23 protein-coding genes, 2 tRNA genes, 1 pseudogene and 1 riboswitch are annotated in these 20,950 nt (G+C 55.4%); of the genes and pseudogenes, 11 read left to right on the top strand and 15 right to left on the bottom strand.

Translation table 11 applies throughout. The features are described from left to right. The first annotated feature begins 110 nt into the window (after positions 1-110). Positions 111-2,165 carry a DNA helicase IV gene (helD, locus tag ACOTW6_RS06755; protein WP_421766235.1) on the top strand — a complete coding sequence of 685 codons (2,055 nt, stop codon included), beginning with the start codon at positions 111-113 and terminating at the stop codon, positions 2,163-2,165. 53 nt (positions 2,166-2,218) lie between these two features. On the opposite strand, the gene mgsA is transcribed toward helD, so the two are convergent. Continuing rightward, positions 2,219-2,677, bottom strand: a complete 459-nt coding sequence (gene mgsA, locus ACOTW6_RS06750) for a methylglyoxal synthase (RefSeq protein WP_003858146.1) — start codon at positions 2,675-2,677, stop codon at positions 2,219-2,221. Positions 2,678-2,757: 80 nt separating this feature from the next. Beyond that, positions 2,758-3,420, bottom strand: coding sequence for a curli synthesis inhibitor (csgI, locus tag ACOTW6_RS06745; protein ID WP_213788601.1), 663 nt, complete (start codon positions 3,418-3,420; stop codon positions 2,758-2,760). A gap of 171 nt (positions 3,421-3,591) precedes the next feature. Here csgI and ACOTW6_RS06740 point away from each other — a divergent pair, with 171 nt between their 5' ends. Continuing rightward, positions 3,592-4,005, top strand: a complete 414-nt coding sequence (locus ACOTW6_RS06740; RefSeq protein ID WP_006809337.1) for a CoA-binding protein — start codon at positions 3,592-3,594, stop codon at positions 4,003-4,005. Positions 4,006-4,037: 32 nt separating this feature from the next. On the opposite strand, the gene hspQ is transcribed toward ACOTW6_RS06740, so the two are convergent. Both hspQ and rlmI read right to left on the bottom strand, forming a co-directional pair. Beyond that, a complete protein-coding gene (hspQ, locus tag ACOTW6_RS06735) occupies positions 4,038-4,355 on the bottom strand; it encodes a heat shock protein HspQ (protein WP_003858136.1) in 318 nt (105 codons plus the stop codon). Between the two features lie 60 nt (positions 4,356-4,415). Continuing rightward, positions 4,416-5,606, bottom strand: a complete 1,191-nt coding sequence (gene rlmI / locus ACOTW6_RS06730) for a 23S rRNA (cytosine(1962)-C(5))-methyltransferase RlmI (RefSeq protein WP_421766234.1) — start codon at positions 5,604-5,606, stop codon at positions 4,416-4,418. Between the two features lie 93 nt (positions 5,607-5,699). Between rlmI and yccX the strand changes: the two genes are divergently transcribed. Then, a complete protein-coding gene (gene yccX, locus ACOTW6_RS06725; RefSeq protein WP_176691883.1) occupies positions 5,700-5,981 on the top strand; it encodes an acylphosphatase in 282 nt (93 codons plus the stop codon). On the opposite strand, the gene tusE is transcribed toward yccX, so the two are convergent. Both tusE and yccA read right to left on the bottom strand, forming a co-directional pair. After that, entirely contained in the window at positions 5,978-6,307 is a 330-nt protein-coding gene (tusE, locus tag ACOTW6_RS06720) for a sulfurtransferase TusE (protein WP_003858129.1), read from the bottom strand. The genes yccX and tusE overlap by 4 nt on opposite strands. A gap of 88 nt (positions 6,308-6,395) precedes the next feature. Next, positions 6,396-7,055, bottom strand: coding sequence for an FtsH protease modulator YccA (yccA, locus tag ACOTW6_RS06715; protein WP_003858127.1), 660 nt, complete (start codon positions 7,053-7,055; stop codon positions 6,396-6,398). Between the two features lie 270 nt (positions 7,056-7,325). Here yccA and ACOTW6_RS06710 point away from each other — a divergent pair, with 270 nt between their 5' ends. Both ACOTW6_RS06710 and ACOTW6_RS06705 read left to right on the top strand, forming a co-directional pair. Next, positions 7,326-8,954 carry an ABC transporter substrate-binding protein gene (locus ACOTW6_RS06710; RefSeq protein WP_213788602.1) on the top strand — a complete coding sequence of 543 codons (1,629 nt, stop codon included), beginning with the start codon at positions 7,326-7,328 and terminating at the stop codon, positions 8,952-8,954. Positions 8,955-9,098: 144 nt separating this feature from the next. Continuing rightward, positions 9,099-9,186 (top strand) — tRNA-Ser (locus ACOTW6_RS06705). Between the two features lie 60 nt (positions 9,187-9,246). On the opposite strand, the gene ACOTW6_RS06700 is transcribed toward ACOTW6_RS06705, so the two are convergent. The 3 genes from ACOTW6_RS06700 to ACOTW6_RS06690 are packed head-to-tail and all read right to left on the bottom strand — an operon-like array spanning position 9,247 to position 12,040. After that, on the bottom strand, positions 9,247-10,008 hold the full coding sequence (locus ACOTW6_RS06700) for an ABC transporter ATP-binding protein (protein ID WP_213788603.1): 762 nt from the start codon (positions 10,006-10,008) through the stop codon (positions 9,247-9,249). Beyond that, on the bottom strand, positions 10,005-11,036 hold the full coding sequence (locus tag ACOTW6_RS06695; protein WP_040117464.1) for a FecCD family ABC transporter permease: 1,032 nt from the start codon (positions 11,034-11,036) through the stop codon (positions 10,005-10,007). Before ACOTW6_RS06695 ends, ACOTW6_RS06700 begins: the two co-directional genes overlap by 4 nt. Next, positions 11,033-12,040: an ABC transporter substrate-binding protein gene (locus ACOTW6_RS06690; protein WP_213788604.1), complete on the bottom strand. Its 1,008-nt coding sequence runs from the start codon at positions 12,038-12,040 to the stop codon at positions 11,033-11,035. Before ACOTW6_RS06690 ends, ACOTW6_RS06695 begins: the two co-directional genes overlap by 4 nt. A gap of 173 nt (positions 12,041-12,213) precedes the next feature. Between ACOTW6_RS06690 and ACOTW6_RS06685 the strand changes: the two genes are divergently transcribed. Next, positions 12,214-13,827 (top strand): mechanosensitive ion channel family protein, encoded by a 1,614-nt coding sequence (locus tag ACOTW6_RS06685; protein ID WP_213788605.1) that lies wholly within the window; start codon positions 12,214-12,216, stop codon positions 13,825-13,827. A 30-nt stretch (positions 13,828-13,857) separates the two neighbouring features. Here the strand turns inward: ACOTW6_RS06685 and ACOTW6_RS06680 are convergent, their stop codons facing one another. Beyond that, entirely contained in the window at positions 13,858-14,385 is a 528-nt protein-coding gene (locus ACOTW6_RS06680) for a LuxR C-terminal-related transcriptional regulator (protein ID WP_213788606.1), read from the bottom strand. Positions 14,386-14,639: 254 nt separating this feature from the next. Here ACOTW6_RS06680 and ACOTW6_RS06675 point away from each other — a divergent pair. Then, a tRNA-Ser gene (locus ACOTW6_RS06675) sits at positions 14,640-14,727 on the top strand. Positions 14,728-14,769: 42 nt separating this feature from the next. Here ACOTW6_RS06675 and ACOTW6_RS06670 read toward each other — a convergent pair. Then, positions 14,770-15,771, bottom strand: a complete 1,002-nt coding sequence (locus tag ACOTW6_RS06670; protein ID WP_213788607.1) for a magnesium transporter — start codon at positions 15,769-15,771, stop codon at positions 14,770-14,772. 60 nt (positions 15,772-15,831) lie between these two features. After that, positions 15,832-16,001: riboswitch (M-box (ykoK) riboswitch) on the bottom strand. 159 nt (positions 16,002-16,160) lie between these two features. Between ACOTW6_RS06670 and ACOTW6_RS06665 the strand changes: the two genes are divergently transcribed. Continuing rightward, positions 16,161-16,664 carry a DedA family protein gene (locus ACOTW6_RS06665; protein WP_017693670.1) on the top strand — a complete coding sequence of 168 codons (504 nt, stop codon included), beginning with the start codon at positions 16,161-16,163 and terminating at the stop codon, positions 16,662-16,664. A 2-nt stretch (positions 16,665-16,666) separates the two neighbouring features. Here the strand turns inward: ACOTW6_RS06665 and ACOTW6_RS06660 are convergent, their stop codons facing one another. Further along, on the bottom strand, positions 16,667-17,416 hold the full coding sequence (locus tag ACOTW6_RS06660; protein WP_213788608.1) for an SDR family oxidoreductase: 750 nt from the start codon (positions 17,414-17,416) through the stop codon (positions 16,667-16,669). A 100-nt stretch (positions 17,417-17,516) separates the two neighbouring features. On the opposite strand from ACOTW6_RS06660, the gene ACOTW6_RS06655 reads away from it, so the two are divergent. Continuing rightward, on the top strand, positions 17,517-17,876 hold the full coding sequence (locus ACOTW6_RS06655) for a winged helix-turn-helix transcriptional regulator (RefSeq protein ID WP_059295308.1): 360 nt from the start codon (positions 17,517-17,519) through the stop codon (positions 17,874-17,876). Positions 17,877-17,947: 71 nt separating this feature from the next. Here ACOTW6_RS06655 and ACOTW6_RS06650 read toward each other — a convergent pair. Then, a pseudogene (locus ACOTW6_RS06650) lies at positions 17,948-18,049 on the bottom strand (winged helix-turn-helix transcriptional regulator); the annotation flags it as partial. A gap of 152 nt (positions 18,050-18,201) precedes the next feature. Between ACOTW6_RS06650 and agp the strand changes: the two are divergent. Further along, positions 18,202-19,443 carry a bifunctional glucose-1-phosphatase/inositol phosphatase gene (gene agp / locus ACOTW6_RS06645; RefSeq protein WP_017693667.1) on the top strand — a complete coding sequence of 414 codons (1,242 nt, stop codon included), beginning with the start codon at positions 18,202-18,204 and terminating at the stop codon, positions 19,441-19,443. 32 nt (positions 19,444-19,475) lie between these two features. Here the strand turns inward: agp and ACOTW6_RS06640 are convergent, their stop codons facing one another. Both ACOTW6_RS06640 and wrbA read right to left on the bottom strand, forming a co-directional pair. Further along, a complete protein-coding gene (locus ACOTW6_RS06640) occupies positions 19,476-19,703 on the bottom strand; it encodes a YccJ family protein (protein WP_006809324.1) in 228 nt (75 codons plus the stop codon). A gap of 18 nt (positions 19,704-19,721) precedes the next feature. After that, positions 19,722-20,318, bottom strand: a complete 597-nt coding sequence (wrbA, locus tag ACOTW6_RS06635; RefSeq protein WP_003858109.1) for an NAD(P)H:quinone oxidoreductase — start codon at positions 20,316-20,318, stop codon at positions 19,722-19,724. 391 nt (positions 20,319-20,709) lie between these two features. On the opposite strand from wrbA, the gene ACOTW6_RS06630 reads away from it, so the two are divergent. Next, on the top strand, positions 20,710-20,880 hold the full coding sequence (locus ACOTW6_RS06630; protein WP_001273664.1) for a general stress protein: 171 nt from the start codon (positions 20,710-20,712) through the stop codon (positions 20,878-20,880). The last annotated feature ends 70 nt before the right edge of the window (positions 20,881-20,950 follow it).

The raw sequence follows: 20,950 nt of genomic DNA, 5'->3' as shown, positions 1-20,950 counted from the left end.
CCTTCGATATGATTAACGCCCGGTGATTGTAACGTTTTTTTGGGCTGGAGCACCTTAAAACTGGCAGTTAAACTGTCTGACAAATTATGACCTCGTGGATCCGGCAGGATATGGAACTGAAAGCAACTTCAATGGGCAAACGCCTGGCGCAGCACCCTTACGACAAGATTGTCCTGCTCAATGCAGGAGTGAAAGTCTCCGGTGAACGCCACGAATACCTTATTCCGTTTAATCAGCTACTGGCCATTCATTGTAAACGAGGGCTGGTATGGGGGGAGCTGGAGTTCGTCCTGCCGGCAGACAAAGTGGTGCGACTCCACGGGACCGAGTGGGCGGAAACCCAACGCTTCCACCATCATCTGAACACGCGCTGGCAGCAGTGGAGCCAGGAGATGAGCGTGATAGCCGCACAGGTGCTGCATCAGGTGCTGGACGATATCGCGCTAAGCAATACGCAGCAGAAGTGGCTGACGCGCCAGCAAACCGCCGGGCTTCAGCAAAAAATTGCCCAGGCGCTGACGGCATTGCCTTTACCGGTGGCGCGGCTTGAGGAATTTGATAACTGCCGCGACGCGTGGCGGAAGTGTCAGGCCTGGCTGAGCGATATCGAGAAAAGCCGTCTGGCGCATAACCAGGCCTGGACTGAGGCGATGCTTACGCAATATGCCGATTTTTTCAGTACGGTGGAGTCATCACCCCTCAATCCTGCCCAGGCGCGCGCCGTGGTGAATGGCGAGCAGTCTTTATTGGTGCTTGCAGGCGCCGGGAGCGGCAAAACGTCGGTGCTGGTGGCGCGCGCGGGTTGGCTTCTGACAACGGGCGAGGCGGTTGCCGGCCAGATTTTGCTGCTGGCCTTTGGTCGCAAGGCTGCGCAGGAGATGGATGAGCGCATTCAGGCGCGTTTGCATACCCAGGATATCTCGGCGCGCACGTTCCACTCCCTCGCTTTACACATCATTCAACAGGGCAGCAAAAAAGTCCCTGTTGTCAGCAAGCTGGAAAATGACGCTCAGGCTCGCCAGGCGCTGTTTATCAAGGCATGGCGTCAGCAGTGCAGTGAAAAAAAGGCGCAGGCGAAAGGCTGGCGTCAGTGGCTTGAAGAGGAACTCAACTGGGAGGTGCCGGAGGGCAGCTTCTGGCAGGATGAAAAACTGGCGCGCCGGCTGGGCTCTCGTCTCGACCGGTGGGTAAGCCTGATGCGCATGCACGGCGGCTCTCAGGCGGAGATGACAGAAAGCGCACCGGAGTCTATCCGTGCCGTGTTTTCTAAGCGGGTTAAGCTGATGGCGCCGATGCTGAAAGCGTGGAAAACCGCGCTGAAAGACGAAAACGCGGTCGATTTTTCCGGGCTGATCCATCAGGCCATAATTATTCTGGAGAAAGGGCGCTTCGTCAGCCCGTGGAAACACATTCTGGTGGATGAGTTTCAGGATATCTCGCCTCAGCGCGCTGCGCTGCTTTCGGCGCTGCGGGCGCAGAATAAACACACGTCGCTGTTTGCCGTGGGCGATGACTGGCAGGCTATCTACCGTTTCAGCGGGGCGCAACTATCCCTCACCACGGCCTTCCACCACTATTTTGGGGAAGGCGATCGCAGCGATCTGGACACCACTTACCGCTTCAACTCGCGGATTGGCGAAATAGCCAACCGTTTTATACAGCAGAACCCGCATCAGCTGTCGAAACCGCTTAACAGCCTGAGGTCTGGGGATAAAAAGGCCGTCACGCTGCTGGCGGACGATCAGCTGGAACCGCTGCTGGATAAACTGAGCGGCTATGCGAAACCGGATGAGCGCATTCTGGTGCTGGCGCGTTATCACCACCTCAAGCCGACGGCGCTGGACAAAGCGGCGACGCGCTGGCCAAAACTACAGCTCGATTTTATGACCATTCACGCCAGTAAAGGACAGCAGGCCGACTACGTGATTGTGGTGGGGCTAAAAGAGGGGAGCGACGGTTTCCCGGCACCGGCGCGGGAATCCGTGATGGAAGAGGCGTTATTACCTGTTCCGGAAGATTTCCCGGATGCAGAGGAGCGGCGTTTACTGTACGTGGCGATAACCCGCGCGCGCCATCGCGTGTGGCTCTTGTTCAACAAAGAGGAGCCGTCGGTGTTTGTCGATATTTTGAAAAGTATTGACGTGCCGGTGGCGAGAAAGCCGTAACGCGCCGGGCAAATTCTGTAGGCCCGGTAAGCGCAGCGCCACCGGGCAAAAAACTACTTCAGTCTCTCCGCAAGATAACGCTGATAATCCGGGATCAAAATCTCCACCGGATCGTTAAACTGCGGCGATTCAATGATGAAATCTGCCGTTGAAAGATTGGTGGCTACCGGAATGTTCCATACCGTCGCCAGACGCAGCAGCGCTTTAACGTCCGGATCATGCGGAACCGCGTTCAGCGGATCCCAGAAGAAAATCAGAACGTCAATTTTACCTTCTGAAATCTGAGCGCCTACCTGCTGGTCACCCCCCATCGGGCCGCTCAGCATGGCATTCACTTCCAGACCGGTTTCGCGGTGGATCAGGTTGCCGGTTGTTCCCGTAGCAGAAAGGGCATGATGCTGTAAAAGAGGCTGATGGCGACGAACCCAGTTAAGCAGCATTTGTTTACAGTGATCGTGCGCAACCAGAGCAATGTGCTTGCGCGCCGGAAGTGTGCGTGTTGTCAGTTCCATAATCTTATCCGTGAGGTTACCTCGCTACACGATGACGGGAACTGACTGAAGCTGCAAGAGAAAGGACGAAAAAATGTGGCTTACGACGAAGGTTGTTGTTTCGCCCATTGCAGAAAACGGGCGCGCGTGTCCGGATCGGCATTCTGGAACCAGAACTTGAGACGTTGCTCAGTAAGGGTCTGCGACTGAGGGGGGAGTACATCCAGCTCCGATACGCCCGAAAGCAGGGTACTGTCATCCGCCATCATGGTGGCGAACTGGGGCAGCGAGGCGCGCCTGCTGGCCCTGTTGTAGGTCTCGGTGTCCGCTTCATAGTCTGTTCCCTTTAGCCTTTTTGTCAGCGCCAGAATATCCAGCTTTACCGGGATGGGCATGGAGTCTCCGTCCACCAGTTCAATGCGCGGCGAGGCATCAAATGCCAGCGACTCCTTTTCTGTCTCAAGGCGCGGGAGACGAAAATTGACCTGGCTGATACGCTGGGTATTGAAGCTGACCACCAGCGGAGGCGAAATGTACACCTGCTGTTCGTTGTCGGCGAGGCGAATGGTCTTTTCCACCCGAAAAACCACCTGGTGCGGGCCGTTATCCAGCTCGATGCTGTCTGCGCCCCGCAGCAGGGAGCTGGAGACTTTTTTCCCGTCCAGCACCAGCAGGTCAATGTCGGTTGAGAGTCTGAGGGTGGTTGCGAAAACACAAACCGGCATGATTAACGCAACCACAGCCCAGGCAATGCCGGTTTTCATAGCAGACTCCTGTAGACAAACTACCCGGTAAGAATGTATCAAAAGTTTTCGATAAACACGTTTACTAACATATAGACATATTCTGCCGTTTTGCCCTCATACTTCTGTATGGGATGCGTGGTTGAGATGTCCGCTTTGACGTACACTTTGAAAAAAACCCGGAGGAAGAGCATGAAAGAGAACGACATTGTCGAGATTCTGACGTCCACGCGCACTATCGCGCTGGTCGGCGCGAGCGATAAACCGGATCGCCCAAGCTATCGGGTCATGAAATACCTTCTGGATCAGGGTTATCACGTGATCCCGGTCTCGCCGAAGGTGGCCGGGAAAACGCTGCTGGGCCAGCAGGGCTATGCGACGCTCGCGGACGTGCCGGAAAAGGTGGATATGGTGGACGTTTTCCGTAATTCAGAGGCGGCCTGGGGCGTGGCGCAGGAAGCAATTGCCATTGGCGCGAAAACGCTGTGGATGCAGCTGGGCGTGATTAATGAGCAGGCGGCCGTGCTGGCGCGCGATGCCGGGCTGAAGGTGGTGATGGATCGCTGTCCGGCAATCGATATTCCCCGGCTGGGGCTGGCAAAATAAAAAAAGCCCGTTTGACGGGCTTTTTTACACCTTTAGTTGCGCAGTCTTGGTGCCTGTAACTGTTTGCGGATGGTCTGAGCAAGCTCGTCCATAGTGGGTTGTTCCGGATGCTCATCCTGTAGTTCACCACTCAGCTGCGCTTCGGCAAGATAGGTATGGACAGGCTGACCATCGTCGCCCTCCATAACCACATGATACCAGGGCGCGGCGCGAAGCTCTGCGTCAACGGCCAGATCGTCTGCTGACGGTTCATCAAGGGAATACTCCGGGTCGATATCCACGACCACACCCAAATATCCAAGCAAGGTGTGGCGGACCTGCTGGCCGATACCGAATTTGCTGGCAATCATAGTCACCTCCCGGGAAACATTACATACACACTATGTGCGGGCAATATTTCTCTTTTCAAGTTACATGACGCGACAGGCAAACCCTTTCAGATACAGCCCTTCCGGGTAGGTAGCGATCACCGGGTGATCGGCGGCCTGACGGAACTGCTCTATAAATTGTACATCACGACCCGCATCTATTGCGGCATCGGCGATGATTTTTTGGAATAAATCTGTCGTCATCAGGCCAGAGCAGGAGAACGTCAGCAGCACGCCGCCCGGGTTTAGCAGCTGGATCGCCAGCATGTTGATGTCTTTATAGCCACGGCAGGCGCCCATCAGCTGGCTTTTGTTTTCCACAAATTTCGGCGGGTCCATCACGATGAAGTCAAATTTCTCGCCCTGGTCGCGGTATTTACGCAGCAGTTTGAACACGTCGTCGCGCACAAACTCCGCTTTGCTCAGATCCAGCTTATTCAGCTCAACGTTCTGCTTCGCCACGTCCAGCGCTTCCTGTGAGGTGTCGACGCTCACCACCTGAGCACAGCCGCCCATCAGGGCAGAGACCGCAAAGCCGCCGGTATAAGAGAAGCAGTTCAGCACGCGCTTATCGGCAACGTACTGGCGCGTTGCCAGACGGCTGTCACGCTGGTCGAGGTAATAACCGGTCTTATGGCCGCCCTGGATATCCACCAGCAGCTTCATGCCATGTTCTTCGATAGGCAGCAGGGCAGGCGGCAGTTCGCCGGTGACCGGGCCTTGCGTCAGCTCCATGCCCTCTTTTTTACGTACCGCCACGTCGCTGCGGTCGTAAATGGCACATTCCGGGAACAAGGTTTGCAGGGCGCTAATCAGCGCGGCACGCTGGTATTCCGCCCCGGCGCTCAGCAGCTGCAACACCAGGAAATTGCCGAAGCGGTCAATGGTCACGCCCGGCAGCCCGTCGGACTCTCCGGCAATCAGACGATAGCTGTCCAGCCCGTCACGCTTTGCCAGCCACTCGCGCCACTGCTGCGCCTGTTGCAGACGACGGACAAAGAAGTCGATATCGATGGTTTCTTCTTTATCGAACGTCCAGACGCGCGCGCGGATCTGAGATGCAGGCGAGTATGCGCCGCGTGCTAACCATTTCCCCTGATGGTCAACAATATCGATGGTTTCACCGAGGCTGGCTTTACCTTCCATGCGGGCAACCGCGCCGGAAAAGACCCAGGGATGACGGCGCAGTAATGACTTCTCGCGCCCTTTGGCTAACACTAAACGTACACTCATAATTTGCTATTCTGTCGATTCCAATGAAATGGCCGCCATTTTCCCGACTTCAGTGAGGAAATGCAACGCGCCAGTCGGATAAGGAGAAGGATGATGTCAAATGTTTGCACCATTGCCTGGGTCCATGGCCTTGTACAGGGCGTCGGATTCCGCTACAGCACCCAGCGCGAAGCCCTTCAGCTAGGGCTGACGGGGTATGCGCGTAACATGGATGATGGCAGCGTGGAGGTTGTGGCCTGCGGTGAGGCGGATCGGGTAGAGAAGCTGGTGGCGTGGCTGAAAGCGGGCGGACCGCGCAGCGCGCGGGTTGATAAGGTGCTAACGGAACCGCATCAACCCGGCCGGGAATACGCTAACTTCAGTATTCGCTATTAAATGCATTTTACCGGCTTTGGCAGGCCGGCGATTTTTGTCGCCTGTTTAGCCGGGCCTTTCGGAAACAGGCGATACAGATAACGGCTGTTGCCTTTCTCTTCGCCAAATTTATTCGCCATGGCTTTGACCAGCATGCGGATAGCCGGCGAGGTGTTGAATTCAAGGTAAAATTCTCGCACGAAGCGCACCACTTCCCAGTGTTCCGGGGAGAGAGTAATTCCTTCGTTTTCCGCAATTTTCTCCGCCAGCGCTTCGCTCCACTGGCTGCTCTCTTTCAGATAACCGTCGTTATCGGTTTCGATCTCTTTGCCTTCAAAACTCAACATATTCATTCACGCGTTAGTCAAAAACCGCCTCAGTCTACCAAAAAAACAAAGCCCCGCATAAGCGGGGCCATGTTCACAGCACGGTGAGTTAATCGCGGCTGGCGAAGCCCAGGATGCTCAGCAGGCTGACAAAAATGTTGTACAGCGACACATACAGGCTCACGGTGGCGCGGATATAGTTCGTCTCACCGCCGTGAATGATGTTGCTGGTTTCATACAGGATTGCGCCGGATGAAATCAGGATAAACACCGCGCTGATTGCCAGATGCAGCGCAGGCAATTGCAGGAAGATGTTCGCCAGCATACCGACCAGCACAATCACGATACCCGCCATCAGCATACCGCCAAGGAAGGACATGTCCTTACGGGTGGTCAGCACGTAGGCCGAGCAGCAGAAGAACACCAGCGCGGTACCGCCCAGCGCCATACCAATCACGTCGCCCATTCCGGCAGACAGATAGGCATTCAGGATTGGCCCCAGAATGTAGCCCAGGAAGCCGGTAAAGGCGAACGCGGAGAGAATACCCACCGGTTTATCCGCGGTTTTGTAGGTCAGGAACATCAGACCATACATACCCACTAGCGTGAGGATCAGGCCCGGAGAAGGCAGCATCAGTACGGTGCTGGCCGTCGCGGTGATCGCCGAAAACGCCAGCGTCAGGCTGAGCATGAAATAGGTATTGCGCAGCACCTTATGGGTGCTGAGTAGCGATGTGCGGTCGCGTGAAGAAGTAATTATACGATCCATGAGTCACTCTCTTATGACAGATGTAATTAACGCAAAGAATAGGAAACGGCGCGGCAGACGCAAAGTGGTTTTACCCATCTTTACTCAGCCCCTTAGGGATTATGCTGGTTTTTTATTCTGGCAAAGCCTTTGTACTCAGAATGAAGTGCGGTTTGTAGGGCGTATTCAGATCAACCTCTTATAGGTTACTGAAAAATATTGCGTTATTTCCCTAAGGCCGCTAAGAGTTATTTCCGGATCGTCATAAAAACAGACAATAAGGCGAAGGAAATGAAACCACAAACACGCACGCGCTTTACACTCTCTTTGTTAACCGCAGGGGTCCTGTGCGCCAGCACGGCAACCTGGGCGGCTAACGTGCCGGCAGGAACCCAGCTGGCAGATAAGCAGGAACTGGTCAGGAACAACGGCACTGAGCCCGCCTCGCTCGACCCGCATAAAGTCGAAAGCGATGTCGAATTCAATATTATCAGCGATTTATTCGACGGGCTGGTCAGCGTCTCTCCGGCAGGTGAAATCCAGCCGCGCCTGGCGGAGAAATGGGAAAATAAAGACAACACCGTCTGGACTTTTCATCTGCGCCCGGGCATTACCTGGAGCGATGGAACCCCCATCACCGCGGAAGATATTGTCTGGAGCTGGCAGCGGCTGGTCGACCCGAAAACCGCCTCTCCGTATGCCAGCTATCCCGGCAGTATGCGTATCCTCAACGGCACTGATATCGCAGAAGGCAAAAAAGCGCCCGAGTCGCTGGGTGTGAAAGCCATCAATGACACCACGCTGGAAGTGACGCTCACGCAACCCAACGCCGCTTTCCTGGCGATGCTGGCTCACCCGTCCCTGGTGCCGATAGATAAAGTCCTGGTAGGCCGTTTCGGTGATAAGTGGACCAAACCGGAGCACTTCGTCAGCAGCGGGGCCTATAAACTGTCACAGTGGGTGGTGAACGAACGCATTGTGGCGGTGCGTAACCCGAAATACTGGGATAACGAACATACCGTCATCAACAAGGTGACCTATCTGCCCATTTCCTCTGAAGCTGCTGACGTCAACCGCTACAAAGCGGGCGAAATCGACATTGTCTACACGGTGCCGATCAACCAGTTTGCTCAGCTGAAGAAAACGCTGGGGAGCGAGCTGGACGTTTCACCGCAGCTTGCCACCTATTATTATCAGTTCAACACCACCCGGCCGCCGTTCAACGACGCCCGCGTGCGCAAGGCGCTGAACCTGGCGCTGGATAAAGACATCATCGCCGATAAAGTATTAGGGCAGGGTCAGCGCCCGGCATGGCTGATCAGCCAGCCGGATATTGGCGGCGTCAAGCTTCAGAACCCGGATTACGCCAGCTGGCCGATGGATAAACGCATTACCGAGGCGAAAAAGCTGCTGGCCGAAGCCGGATTTAACGACAGCCATCCGCTCAGCTTTGATCTTCTCTATAACACTTCGGAATCGCACCAGCGTATTGCCATTGCCGCCAGCTCAATGTGGAAGAAGAACCTCGGCGTGGAGGCGAAGCTGCAAAATCAGGAGTGGAAAACCATGCTTGATACCATGCACACCCATAACTTTGACGCGGTACGCTACGCCTGGATTGCCGATTACGACGATGCGGCAACCTTCCTGAACAACTTCCGTACCGGGGATAGCCAAAACACCACTCAGTACAGCAATCCGGACTACGATCGGGCACTGGTGAACGCGGCGAAATCGAAAACGGCGGAGGAGCGCGGTAAGTTCTACCAGCAGGCAGAAGATCTGCTGGGACGCGATGTCCCGGCGATCCCGGTCTATCACTACGTGCGCACGCACCTGGTGAAACCGTGGGTAGGGGGTTTCACGCCAGACAAGCTCGGGTACTACTACACCAAAGATATGTACATCAAAAAGCACTAACGATCCGCGGTGGATATTATGCTGGCAAAATGGCCAATCTGTCGTCTATTCAACCGATTAAACGCATTTTGGCTATTTTTAAAGCGAACGAATGCGCGCACTCTTTACAGCGCGCGGTGAGGTGTTTATAGTTCGCCTCAATTAGGAAGCGTGGCCGAGCGGTTGAAGGCACCGGTCTTGAAAACCGGCGACCCGAAAGGGTTCTAGAGTTCGAATCTCTACGCTTCCGCCAAATTTGAAACCCCTGCGATAGCAATATCGCAGGGTTTTTTGCTTTTGCGCCAGGCTTCCGTCATGCCACCATGTTGTAGCTTATCGTGATCCCGGCATCGGCCTTGCAGACCTGAGCTTTTACGCACCAGGTATCCTCAATGTTTGCCTGCGTCAGTACCTCCTCTGGCGCGCCCGTGGCGGCGATCTGCCCGGCCTTCAGGAGGATCAGACACTGGCAATAATTGGCCGCAAGATTGAGATCGTGCAGTGCAACCACCACCGTAAGCGGCAGCTGTGAAACGAGCCGCATCAGCTCCAGCTGGTGCTGAATGTCCAGGTGGTTTGTCGGTTCATCGAGCAACAGCACCTGCGGCTGCTGGGCCAGCGCACGGGCTATCTGGCTTCGCTGGCGCTCTCCGCCAGACAAAGAGTGCCATCGCCGCTGGCGTAAGCGGCATAACTGCATCAGGCTAATCGCCTGCTCAACCGCAGCCTCATCGTCGCGGGTGGTTCTCTGGAATGTTTTCCGGTAGGGCGTACGCCCCAGTCTGACAATGTCCTCAACGGTCAGTTCTCCGTCGACCTCAGCATGTTGCGGGACAAACGCCATGTGCTGCGCGCGTTTTTTCAGCGGCATCATGCCAAGCGTTGTGCCATTAAGCGCCACGCGTTCGCTGAGTCGTGGAAACAGCCCGGCGAGACAGCGCAGCAGCGTCGACTTGCCCGAGCCGTTTGGCCCTAACAGGCCGATAATCTGCCCGGATGGCAGGTCGAGATCGATATCCTTAAGCACCGTCTGCGCTTGTCGGGTTACGGTTAACCCGGCCACAGTAATATTCATGGATGCTCCTTTCGGTTTTGATAAAGCAACGCCACAAAGACGGGGGCGCCTACCAGCGCAGTCACCACCCCGATGGGCAGAACCTGGTGCACAATCAGCGTGCGTGAGACGATATCGGCGAGGATCATAAAGTGGGCGCCGATAAGAAACGTCAGCGGGATAGATAGACGATGGCCCGGCCCGCATAGCATGCGCGTTACATGGGGAATGACCAGCCCGACAAACCCCACTGCGCCCGTGGCGCTCACCAGCGTTGCGGTAACAATGGCACAGGTCAGCAATAAGACAATACGCACGGCGGTAACCGGGATCCCCAGCGTGGTGGAGACCTCATCCCCGAAGGTGAAGGTGTCCAGCGCCCGTGAAAAGAGCAATACCACCAGTAAACCCGCAAGCGTAACGGCCAGCGCCAGCAGCGCGTCAGGCCAGCGCACGCCGCTGAGACTTCCCAGCAGCCAGAACATGACGCTACGGGACTGCTCGGCATTGGCGGATGTACTGACGACGTACGCGGTCATGGCGTTGAAGAGCTGGGTGCCCGCAATGCCAGCCAGCAAAATGCGCGACGGGCTTTCACTCATCCCGTTCGTAATCACCATGATGAGCGCAAAGGCGGCGCACGAGCCGACAAACGCACCGCTGCTTACGCCAATCACGCTCCCCCCGATGCCGAGAAGCATCACGCAGACGGCTCCCAGCGATGCGCCCGCGGAAATCCCCAGCAGATAAGGCTCGGCCAGAGGGTTACGCAGGATCGACTGCAACACCAGCCCGCACAACGCCAGGCCGCCGCCGCTGCACGCGGCCATCACTGCCCGGCTCATGCGATATTGCCAGACGATACCTTCCTCCGTTTGCGGCAACGCATAAGAGGTCAAACCCAGTCCGTTGAGGATCGCTTTCCCGGTACTGGCATACGACACCGGCATATCACCGATACTGGCGGCAAAGACCAGCATCAGCGGCAGCGCCATGGCACCGGCTGCCAGTAAACCCTGCTGGCGGCGGTCAAAAGCGAAATGACTCATTGTTCATCCTGGAAAGAAGCCAGCCGATCGCTGATAAGCTCAACCGCATCGACGTTACGCAATGAAGGGTTTAACGACATCGCTGGCACCACGATGATGTGGTTGTTCCTGACCGCAGGCATGTTCTTTGTCACCGGGTCACTGCGCAAGAACGCTTTTTTTACCTCAACGTCATCGGCAGGGTAGAGCCTGCGGGACATCCCGGCGATAACAATCACGTCCGGCTGCGATCGGGCAATATGTTCCCACGTTACAGCGGGCCATTCGTCGTGAGAGTCAATAATGTTCTTCAACCCCAGCGTGCGGCTGATCCAGCCAGGCGCGCCGTAATTCCCGGCCACCCAGGGATCGCCATTCAGACGGCTGCTGGAGAACCAGAATACAACGCTAAGCGGTTTCGCTGAGACGCGCGCCTGGGCCTTTTTAATACGCTCCGCCAGCGCACGATTGAGCTGCTCACCTCGCGCGGAAACATCAAAAATCGTCGCCAGATCCGTCACTTCCCGTGTAATTTCCGCCAGTGAAAACGGCGCGCTACGTGCTCCGTCTGCGTTTGACGTTTCCGTTACCGTTTTATCCGTGCAGTCGGCAGGGGAGATCCACGTCTTAATCCCCAGCGACGCAAACTGCTTACGGGTTCCCACTTCTCCCTGCGGACCAATGTGCCAGTGATACTGCGCGAGAACGAGTTCAGGTTTCTGCCCTGCCACGGCTTCAAAGGAGGGGGAATTATCCGCAAGCCGGGGGAGGTTTTTCCCGGCATCTTCCAGCGGGGCCGGGAGCTTGCCGAACCAGACTGACGTCGCGGCGATCGTTTTCTCCAGCCCCAGTGCGAGCAGTAATTCTGTTTCATGCTGACCCACGGTCACGACGCGCTGAGGAGCCTGCGTAAAGGTCTGCTTAACGCCGCAATTTTCAATCGTGAGGGGCCAGGTGGTAGCGGCGAAAGCGGCAGGCGTCATGGTGAGCAGTGAAGCCAGAAATAACCCATTTTTAAGTAACATAGAACGCAATCCGAAATTGTTATGTTATAACATAATACATATATTGTGACTGAGAGCAACACGCTCACCGTCGCTTGTTGCAGAAACGAAAGGCTGGACTATTCTCAACATACCCACCTGGCATTCGCGGGTTGCCTGAAAAATAACAAGATTTCTGACCTGGGGTAGTGAGGATGAAAAAGATCCTGCTCGCGTTTGCGTTCTGTTTTGCCGCCCTGAGCGCCTTCTCATCGTATGCCGCAGAGCCCCGCCAGGCGCCTACGGAGCAGGAGCGCGCCCGAACGGTCTATATCTTCCATCAGCCCATCGTCATGCTACAGGCGAAATTTGGCCTGACCACGCCGGAAGAGCGCGTTTTACGCATCCGCAATACCCTGCGCAATTTTACCGAGGCGGATGTGCGTGAGCCGCTCAGCATCGTCCCCGTGACCCGCTATAACCAGCAGGGACGGCTGATAGTGATGAACGGGAAACCTGTGATGCTGCTGACCGAAGGGGATTTGGACGAAGGGGACGATCTTACCCTCGATCAGGCCGCACAGCGCGTGCTGGCGCGCATGGAAGCGCAGAGAATGGCGCTGCGCGATCAATACGATACCGGCTGGCTGGCGCTGTCGACGGTAAAAACTGCCGCTGGCCTGCTGGGGCTGTTGCTGCTCTGCTATGGCGCGTGGCGTTCCTGGCGCTGGTTCCGGCGCGTCTACCGTCGGCGTATTGTGGAGAATCGCAGCCGGGTGCCGCAAAGCTGGCGGCGATACATTGGCGCCATTGAGATTCGGCTTTACGCCTTGCTGATGTTCCTGCTGGGGCTGATCGGCTTTTACGTCTGGCTGAGCTGGGCGTTCAGTCTGTTTCCGTGGACGCGGGTGTGGGGCACGTCGCTGGGAGACTGGACGCTTCGCGTGGTGCAGCAAATCGCCCTGGCGATTGTCTCGGCCTTGCCGGGGCTGACGATTGTGCTGATCATTTTCCTCATTACCGCTTTTATTCTGAAGCTTCTTAAGATGGTGCTCAATCAGGTGGAGGCTGGTCGTCTGCAACTTCCCGGCGTACATCCGGAAACCGTGGGGGCGACCCGTAAGCTCATTTCCGTTGCCGTCTGGCTATTTGCTCTCTCCGCCGCCTGGCCGTTTCTTCCCGGTGCAAACTCGCTGGCGTTTAAAGGTATTAGCGTCTTCTTCGGCCTGATGTTAACGCTGGGCTCGGCGGGGGTGATGAACCATGCCATGAGCGGTCTGGTCCTGATTTACTCCCGCGCGCTGCGCAAAGGCGATGTCATTCGGGTGGCGGATAACGAAGGCAAGGTCAGTGAAATTGGCATGCTGGCGACCAAAATTATTACCCGGGAAAATTATGTCGTTACCGTGCCCAACGCGGTGGTGGTGAGCGGTAAGATCACCAACCTGAGCGCGCTACAGCCCGATGGCAGCCTCAATCTGACGGTCAGCGTCACGATCGGTTATGACACCCCATGGCGTCAGGTGCATGCCATGCTGGAGCTGGCCGCGAAACGGGCAAAAGGGATTGACCTTTCCGAGCCGTCGCTGGTGCGCCAGTTAGGGTTAATGGACTGGTATATCGCTTACGAATTGCAGGTCCGCCTGCTGCCCGATCAGTCCCTCGCGGTTGCCCGCAATGAACTGCATAGCCAGATACAGGATGTGTTTAACGAATTTAACGTGCAGATCATGTCCCCGAATTTTGTTATGCAGCCAGAGGGCAGCGTGATGGTTGCCAAAGAGAACTGGTATACCGCGCCAGCCAAACCCCCTCAGGGTGAAACCTGATGTCCGGTTTTCCCGTGGTCAGGCAAAATGTCACAGCTTCTGATCGACGATTGCCGATTTTACACGGGTCATCGCCAGAATGTTTTTTGAGCGCATATTTAATTTCTCGAGGATCCTCACGCGGTAGGTGCTGGTCGTTTTTTGTGACAGTTGCAGCTTTTTCGCGATCTCATGGTTTTCCAAATGAAACAGCTTCAGCACGTCATACTCGCGTCGCGTAAAAGAGTGTGTTCTGAGCGCCCGATAAAAACGCATCAGCTGCTGAAAAGGGTGAGCAGTAAAATGCATCGACGAATAGATAATATTATCGATTCTCACCGCACGGTTGGCTTCTATCTCATGCATCAGGACAATGTAATCACGCTTAACTTTTTTGACCTGCCGAATGGTTTTATTGCGTAACTTATCCTGTTCAATCGCAATGATAAAATCCATCGCGTGATCGACCCCATCAAGGACGTGAATATCCGCGTCATCGCGAATCAAATGGGTCGATGTCAGGGCGCTTGATACGCCCTGGCAAAGGTAGTAGTTATCACTGATAAATAAAAAATTCATAATCGTCGTTAAATAAAGTCATGGCTAATTTCTTATCGCAGTGATCCACGGTTAATGGGTGTTGTACGAAAAAGAGTCTAAATGACCACCTGCGAATCTAATAAACGTTATGAATGTAAAAATAAATGTTTACATTTTAGCCAGCCGATGACGAAGAAATCAGCGGGGCGGTAGGGGACGACGCAAGACGTGTAACGTTATGCAATTTCGTGCTTTACATCATGCTCAGAGATGTTTATAGTGCGCCTCACTTTGGAAGCGTGGCCGAGCGGTTGAAGGCACCGGTCTTGAAAACCGGCGACCCGAAAGGGTTCTAGAGTTCGAATCTCTACGCTTCCGCCAAATTCGAAAACCCTGCGATAGCAATATCGCAGGGTTTTTTCGTTATTCCAGCCCCAGCGTATACTGCGCGATTTTGAAGTAGATAATCAGCCCGGTGCCGTCGATGAGCGTGGCGATAAACGGCGCGGAGACCACCGCCGGGTCGATTTTGCAGCGTTTCAGTACCATCGGGATCACCGACGAGACGATGGCGCTCCACAGCGTAATGCAGACCAGCGTCAGGCTGACGATGAGCGTGATTTCCATCCCAATGCCCATCATCCAGGCGCGAACGCAGCCCGCCAGACCCAGCGTGGCGGCAATCATGAACGAGGTGCTGATCTCTTTGCGCAGCACGCGACCCACATCGCGAAGGTGGACCTCACCCAGCGCCATGGCGCGCACCAGCGTCGAGGTGATCTGCGTCCCGCTGTTTCCGCCGGTGCCAATCAGCAGCGGAATAAAAAACGCCAGCGCGATGGCAGATTCCAGTGCCTCTTCAAAATGCTGGATCACCGAACTGGTATACGCTTCCGCAACAAACAGCAGCAGCAGCCAGACGGAGCGTTTCTTCCACAGGCTGAAGGCGCTGGTTTCCAGATAGGGTTTCTCCAGCGGCAGCGTCGCCCCCTGAAGCTGGGCATCTTCAGTAACGTCATCTTCCAGCAGATGGGCGATTTCACGCTCGGTAAGGCAGCCCACCAGCTTACCGTGGGTCACCACCGGCACCACATCCGCACCCGCGTGCGCCAGCAGCCCGGCGACATCCGCCCGCTCATCTTCCGGTTTGAGCTGAATAAAATCCGATATCATCAACCCCTTAACAGGCTGCACGGTATCCGTGGCCTGCAATAATTTGCGTACGGCGATTAAACCCGCGAGGCGACCGTTATCTTCGATAAAAATATGCGACGGAATATCATCATCTTTTAATTTTTCAAAGAACTGCTCGCGTGCCAGAGCTACGCATAATGAAATATCGATAACGATAAAATCGGTATTCATATATTGCGCGATGGCGCTGTCATTAAAAGCCAGGTTTTGGTTGTGAATAGCGTAAGACATAGTAAATTCCCTTTGAATAATAAAATCTCTCAGGGGCGAGCAAGACAGGGCATGTCGGAAAGGAGATCCCCACGTCCTGGGTTCAGCACTGTACACCGTATCCCACAAGGGAAGTTATACTGACAAAGCCTTGATTCGACAGTGCCTGTTTTACCCTGTGCCGGTTCTCTCGAACCCACCAGAGCGATAACGTGTATTTGTACAGGAGCCTCGCCATAACGAGATCGTTGTAAAACGAGAGGGATAATACGCCTGTTTAAATTTAGCGCTCAGAAAATTAAATAATGTTTAAGAACGGTTTAGATAAATCTTATTCATAAAATGTTGAGGGTTTATTTAAGGTTATTCATTTTAAATGGAGAATTAAATTATTAACGGTGGAGGGGAAAATGGCATGGGTTGATAACCTGCTGAATCATTTTGCGCTGTATCCGGCACATCTGTTCGCGCTGTTATTCGTGATGGCGCTGAGCAAATCGACGGTGCTGATCTCCTCCGTGCTGCCGCCTGCGTCGGTGATGCTGCTGGCGGGTATTACCGTCAGCCAGGGGAGCATGCATCCTGCGCTGACGTGGCTCGCCGTAGTGATGGGGGCAACGGCAGGTTCGATGCTGAATTACCATATCGGCCAGCTGATGGGGCATACCCGGATGGTCACGCGCTTCACCTCAAAGCATGCCAATAAGTTCCTGCGGGTCCAGCACCAGCTGCAAAAGAACGGGGTCATCGTGCTTTTTACGTCGCGCTTCCTGGCGGTGTTGCGTTACATTGTCCCGCTGGCGGCCGGGATGCTCAGACTGAACGCCGTCAAGGTCTACGCCGTCAGCCTGCTTTCCGCCTGTGCGTGGGCGGCGCTGTATGTCGGTGCGGTCACTGGCATCAGCGCCTTATAAAATTACAGGCTCCCCATTCCGCCGTCCACCAGCAGTTCCGTTCCTACCGTGTAGCTCGACTCGTCGGACGCCAGATAGAGCGCGGCTTTTGCCAGCTCGGTCGTCGAGCCCATTCTGCCCAGCGGCACCAGCTTGATGATGTCCGCCATCATCGCGTTAAGCGCCTCGTCGCTTAAGCCCGTTTTCGTGAACGCCGGGGTTTCCACCGGACCGGGGCTCAGGCCGTTGACGCGGATCCCGCGCGGCAGCAGCTCCGCCGACAGCGTGCGCGCCAGCGACAGCAGGGCGGCCTTGCTCGCGGCATACACGCTGCTGGTGGGCAGGCCGATGCGCGCGCTCACGGAGCCGCAGAGGATCACCGAGGACGGGTTATTCAGCAGCGGCAGCAGCGCCTGAATTAAAAAGAACGGTCCCTTCAGGTTGATGTTCATCAGACGGTCCCAGGCCTCTTCCTGCCAGGCTTCCAGCGGCGCGTGCGTCACGTCACCGGCATTGAGAAAGACCGCATCCAGGCGCGGCCAGCGGGCGGCGAGGGTCTCCGCCAGCGCTTTTTGCGACGAAATATCGCCTGCGTCGGTTGGGATCACCCAGGCCTTATCGCCCAGAATGCGCTCTGCTTCGGCGAGGGTGTCCGGGTTGCGTCCGGTCACGGCGACGCGCGCCCCTTCGGCGATAAACGCCTGCGCGGTGGCGAGACCGATACCGCTGGTGCCGCCGGTAATCAACGTACACTTATCGGTTAAACGACCCATGTTCTTCTCCTGAAATGTCTCTGGAGAAAGCACTATAGAAACGTTAGTATCGAAAGGAAACCAGGTACCAAATGGATACTAAAGAGGCAAGAGGTGTGAAATGGCAGAGATGCTGGAAACGTGCTGCGAAAAAAAATCTGAGGCGTATACCTGCCCGATGACGCAGTTTGTGAACCTGATTTCCGGTAAGTGGGCGATCCCCATTCTCTATCGCCTGATTGTGTTCAATACGCCCGTTCGCTTTGGCGATCTGCTGCGTGCTGCTGCCCCCATCACCCAGAAAGAGCTGACGAAGCAGCTGCGCCTGTTTGAGCAGCGCGGGCTGGTGACGCGAACGGTCTACCCGGAGATCCCGCCACGCGTGGAATATCAGATCACCGAGCTGGGGCTAACCCTTCAGGACGCACTCTCGCCGCTGGCCGCCTGGATGAGCGAATACGGCGACCAGCTCCAGCGTTAGGCTACTGTTTTACGTAGCGCGGTGCCAGAATGCCGGTGCGCGCACTGTTGAACAGCTCAAGGCGCGCCGCTCCGTAGCGCGTCGCGAACAATCAGCAGCGACCACCAGTCGCCGATAATATCCAGCGAACGGGCGACGGGGCAGGTGCTCTCTTCAAGGCGGGTACGTTTCACAGCGAATTCTCCGGTGGGGTATGGTTTTTTTATAAAACTCATCGGCACACGCCGTAAGCACGTTAATCATCAGTTTGAGAAATGCTTCCCGAAAAACCTGTCACGGATCTGTCACACTCAGGGCGACATTAAAAACGTGTGAGGAATTAGGGATGAGAAAAGCACTACTCGCAGTTGCCGTGGCAGGTACCCTTTCCGTGACCTTTGGCGCACAGGCGCAGGACACGCCGGATGGCTATCAGCTGGAACAGGTGCTCATCATGAGCCGCCACAACCTGCGCGCGCCGCTTGCCAATAACGGCAGCGTGCTGGAGCAGTCCACGCCGAAGCAGTGGCCGGAGTGGGACGTCCCGGGTGGACAGCTCACCACCAAAGGTGGCGTACTGGAAGTGTATATGGGTCACTATATGCGCGAGTGGCTGGCAGAGCAGGGGATGGTGAAGACGGGTGAATGCCCGCCAGCGGATACCGTCTATGCCTACGCCAACAGCCTCCAGCGCACCGTGGCGACCGCGCAGTTCTTTATCACCGGCGCGTTCCCGGGGTGCGATGTTCCTGTGCATCACCAGGAAAAAATGGGCACCATGGACCCCACCTTCAATCCGGTCATTACCGATAACTCCCCTGAGTTTCGCGAGAAAGCGCTGAAAGCGATGGAGACGGAACGGCAGAAAATGCAGCTGGATGAAAGCTACAAACTGCTGGAACAGCTGACAAACTACAGCGACTCGCCGTCCTGCAAGGAGAAAAAAGTCTGCTCCCTGACGGAGGCGAAAGATACGTTCAGCGCCGATTATGAAAAAGAGCCGGGCGTCTCCGGGCCGCTGAAGGTGGGTAACTCGCTGGTGGATGCGTTTACGCTTCAGTATTACGAAGGCTTCCCGACAGACCAGGTGGCCTGGGGGGAAATCAAAACCGATCAGCAGTGGCGCGTGCTGTCGAAGCTGAAAAACGGCTATCAGGACTCGCTGTTTACGTCGACGGAGGTGGCGCAGAACGTGGCTAAACCGCTGGTGAAGTACATTGATAAAGCGCTGGTGACCGACCAGGCAAAAGCGCCAAAAATCACCCTGCTGGTGGGGCACGACTCAAACATCGCCTCGCTGCTGACCGCGCTGGACTTCAGGCCTTACCAGTTGCACGACCAGCAGGAACGCACCCCGATTGGCGGTAAAATTGTCTTCCAGCGCTGGCATGACAAAAACACTAATCAGGAGCTGATGAAAATTGAGTATGTCTACCAGAGTTCAGAGCAGTTACGTAACGCCAGCGTACTGTCGCTGCAATCCCCTGCGCAGCGCGTGACGCTGGAACTGAAGGGCTGTCCGGTGGATGGCAACGGCTTCTGTCCTGTCGATAAATTCAATGCGGTGATGAATAACGCGGCGAAATAGAAGATAACCCCCCGCGCGGGCGGGGGGAACGTTCAGACGTTTTTACGTTCGATGGTTTGCTCGCCCCAGAACAGCGAGTCTTTGTCGGTTTTTTCGAAGGCGCGAACCAGCACTTCATCGTTGCCTTCTTCCCAAATCTGCTCAGCCAGCTTTTCGTCATAATTGGCGACTTCAAAGATGGCTTCGGCAATCTCCGGAGAGGTATTGCGTAAACTTGCCCATTCGCCCACGTGGTGAGCTTTGGATTCTTGAGTTGGCATACTTGTCCTCCTGTTGGGTTAGCCGTTCAGTTTTTTGGCAAGACCCGCGACGTATTCACCCTGATAGCGGGCGATAGAAAGTTCTTCATTGCTTGGCTGACGTGAACCATCCCCACCGGCAATGGTTGTCGCGCCATACGGTGTCCCGCCACGAACCTGGGAAACATCGAACAGTTCCTGCGCGCCGTAGCCAATCGGCACAATCACCATCCCATGATGGGCAAGGGTAGTCCAGGTGGAGGTGATCGTCTGCTCCTGGCCGCCGCCCGTGCCGGTAGAGCTGAACACGCTGGCCAGCTTGCCGTATAACGCGCCGGAGGCCCAGAGCCCGCCCGTCTGGTCGAGGAAGGTGCGCATCTGGCCGGACATATTGCCGAAGCGGGTCGGGGTGCCGAAGATAATGGCATCATAGTCCGCGAGCTCCTGCGGGGTGGCGACCGGGGCGTTTTGTGTTTTCCCCCCGGCTTTGGCGAAGGCTTCCGCCTGCATGGTTTCCGGTACGCGTTTAACCACGACCTCAACGCCGTCTACTTTGTTTGCGCCTTCTGCTACTGCGTGAGCCATGGTTTCAATGTGTCCATACATGGAATAATAGAGCACCAGAACTTTTGCCATTTTGCATCACTCCTCGTTGGTTTTTCTTACAGCGGATCGCTGCGTTCCTTTAAAGATATGACATCACAGCCAGACTGCAAAAATGAACGGCATTTCTTTGATATATAACAATATCTTTTGGATACGCGCCTTGTAGCAAAATGAAACAACTTTCGCGGCGCGGATTTTTCAAAATATAAGAACGGCTTATGAATGACTTCCCCGATATTTCATACGAAAGGCTGAGATCATGTTGCAGAATATTACCTCTCGCTTGCCGGATAGCCGCATTACACTAAGCTTAGTTTCACGCGGCACAGATAAAGGCACTGTCCTTGAGCCGCGAGGTGAAAGAATCCTCTTTTACTGAATGCAATATGATGTCTAATGTTTCACACTCTGGAGGTTAGAGATGGCAAACCATCGTGGTGGTTCAGGTAATTTCGCTGAAGACCGTGAAAGAGCATCAGAAGCAGGTCGTAAAGGTGGCCAGTCTAGCGGGGGCAACTTTAAAAATGACCCTCAGCGCGCATCAGAGGCTGGTAAAAAAGGGGGTAAAAATAGCCACGGCAGCAACAAGTAGTACGCCGGGTTAACTCCCTGCCGCCGGGTTTCCCGGCGGTTTTTTTATGTCTGCTACATTGAACTGTCAT

It is taken from the genome of Enterobacter cloacae complex sp. IR5403 (assembly GCF_049238705.1).
In the GTDB taxonomy this organism is placed as follows: domain Bacteria; phylum Pseudomonadota; class Gammaproteobacteria; order Enterobacterales; family Enterobacteriaceae; genus Enterobacter; species Enterobacter hormaechei_C.
This window is presented reverse-complemented; position numbering and strand designations above follow the sequence as displayed.

Bases quoted from the DNA above. Each gene is read 5' to 3' on its own strand.
- helD (WP_421766235.1), top strand. From the start codon at position 111: ATGGAACTGAAAGCAACTTCAATGGGCAAACGCCTGGCGCAGCACCCT.
- mgsA (WP_003858146.1), bottom strand. From the start codon at position 2,677: ATGGAACTGACAACACGCACACTTCCGGCGCGCAAGCACATTGCTCTG.
- csgI (WP_213788601.1), bottom strand. From the start codon at position 3,420: ATGAAAACCGGCATTGCCTGGGCTGTGGTTGCGTTAATCATGCCGGTT.
- ACOTW6_RS06740 (WP_006809337.1), top strand. From the start codon at position 3,592: ATGAAAGAGAACGACATTGTCGAGATTCTGACGTCCACGCGCACTATC.
- hspQ (WP_003858136.1), bottom strand. From the start codon at position 4,355: ATGATTGCCAGCAAATTCGGTATCGGCCAGCAGGTCCGCCACACCTTG.
- rlmI (WP_421766234.1), bottom strand. From the start codon at position 5,606: ATGAGTGTACGTTTAGTGTTAGCCAAAGGGCGCGAGAAGTCATTACTG.
- yccX (WP_176691883.1), top strand. From the start codon at position 5,700: ATGTCAAATGTTTGCACCATTGCCTGGGTCCATGGCCTTGTACAGGGC.
- tusE (WP_003858129.1), bottom strand. From the start codon at position 6,307: ATGTTGAGTTTTGAAGGCAAAGAGATCGAAACCGATAACGACGGTTAT.
- yccA (WP_003858127.1), bottom strand. From the start codon at position 7,055: ATGGATCGTATAATTACTTCTTCACGCGACCGCACATCGCTACTCAGC.
- ACOTW6_RS06710 (WP_213788602.1), top strand. From the start codon at position 7,326: ATGAAACCACAAACACGCACGCGCTTTACACTCTCTTTGTTAACCGCA.
- ACOTW6_RS06700 (WP_213788603.1), bottom strand. From the start codon at position 10,008: ATGAATATTACTGTGGCCGGGTTAACCGTAACCCGACAAGCGCAGACG.
- ACOTW6_RS06695 (WP_040117464.1), bottom strand. From the start codon at position 11,036: ATGAGTCATTTCGCTTTTGACCGCCGCCAGCAGGGTTTACTGGCAGCC.
- ACOTW6_RS06690 (WP_213788604.1), bottom strand. From the start codon at position 12,040: ATGTTACTTAAAAATGGGTTATTTCTGGCTTCACTGCTCACCATGACG.
- ACOTW6_RS06685 (WP_213788605.1), top strand. From the start codon at position 12,214: ATGAAAAAGATCCTGCTCGCGTTTGCGTTCTGTTTTGCCGCCCTGAGC.
- ACOTW6_RS06680 (WP_213788606.1), bottom strand. From the start codon at position 14,385: ATGAATTTTTTATTTATCAGTGATAACTACTACCTTTGCCAGGGCGTA.
- ACOTW6_RS06670 (WP_213788607.1), bottom strand. From the start codon at position 15,771: ATGTCTTACGCTATTCACAACCAAAACCTGGCTTTTAATGACAGCGCC.
- ACOTW6_RS06665 (WP_017693670.1), top strand. From the start codon at position 16,161: ATGGCATGGGTTGATAACCTGCTGAATCATTTTGCGCTGTATCCGGCA.
- ACOTW6_RS06660 (WP_213788608.1), bottom strand. From the start codon at position 17,416: ATGGGTCGTTTAACCGATAAGTGTACGTTGATTACCGGCGGCACCAGC.
- ACOTW6_RS06655 (WP_059295308.1), top strand. From the start codon at position 17,517: ATGGCAGAGATGCTGGAAACGTGCTGCGAAAAAAAATCTGAGGCGTAT.
- agp (WP_017693667.1), top strand. From the start codon at position 18,202: ATGAGAAAAGCACTACTCGCAGTTGCCGTGGCAGGTACCCTTTCCGTG.
- ACOTW6_RS06640 (WP_006809324.1), bottom strand. From the start codon at position 19,703: ATGCCAACTCAAGAATCCAAAGCTCACCACGTGGGCGAATGGGCAAGT.
- wrbA (WP_003858109.1), bottom strand. From the start codon at position 20,318: ATGGCAAAAGTTCTGGTGCTCTATTATTCCATGTATGGACACATTGAA.
- ACOTW6_RS06630 (WP_001273664.1), top strand. From the start codon at position 20,710: ATGGCAAACCATCGTGGTGGTTCAGGTAATTTCGCTGAAGACCGTGAA.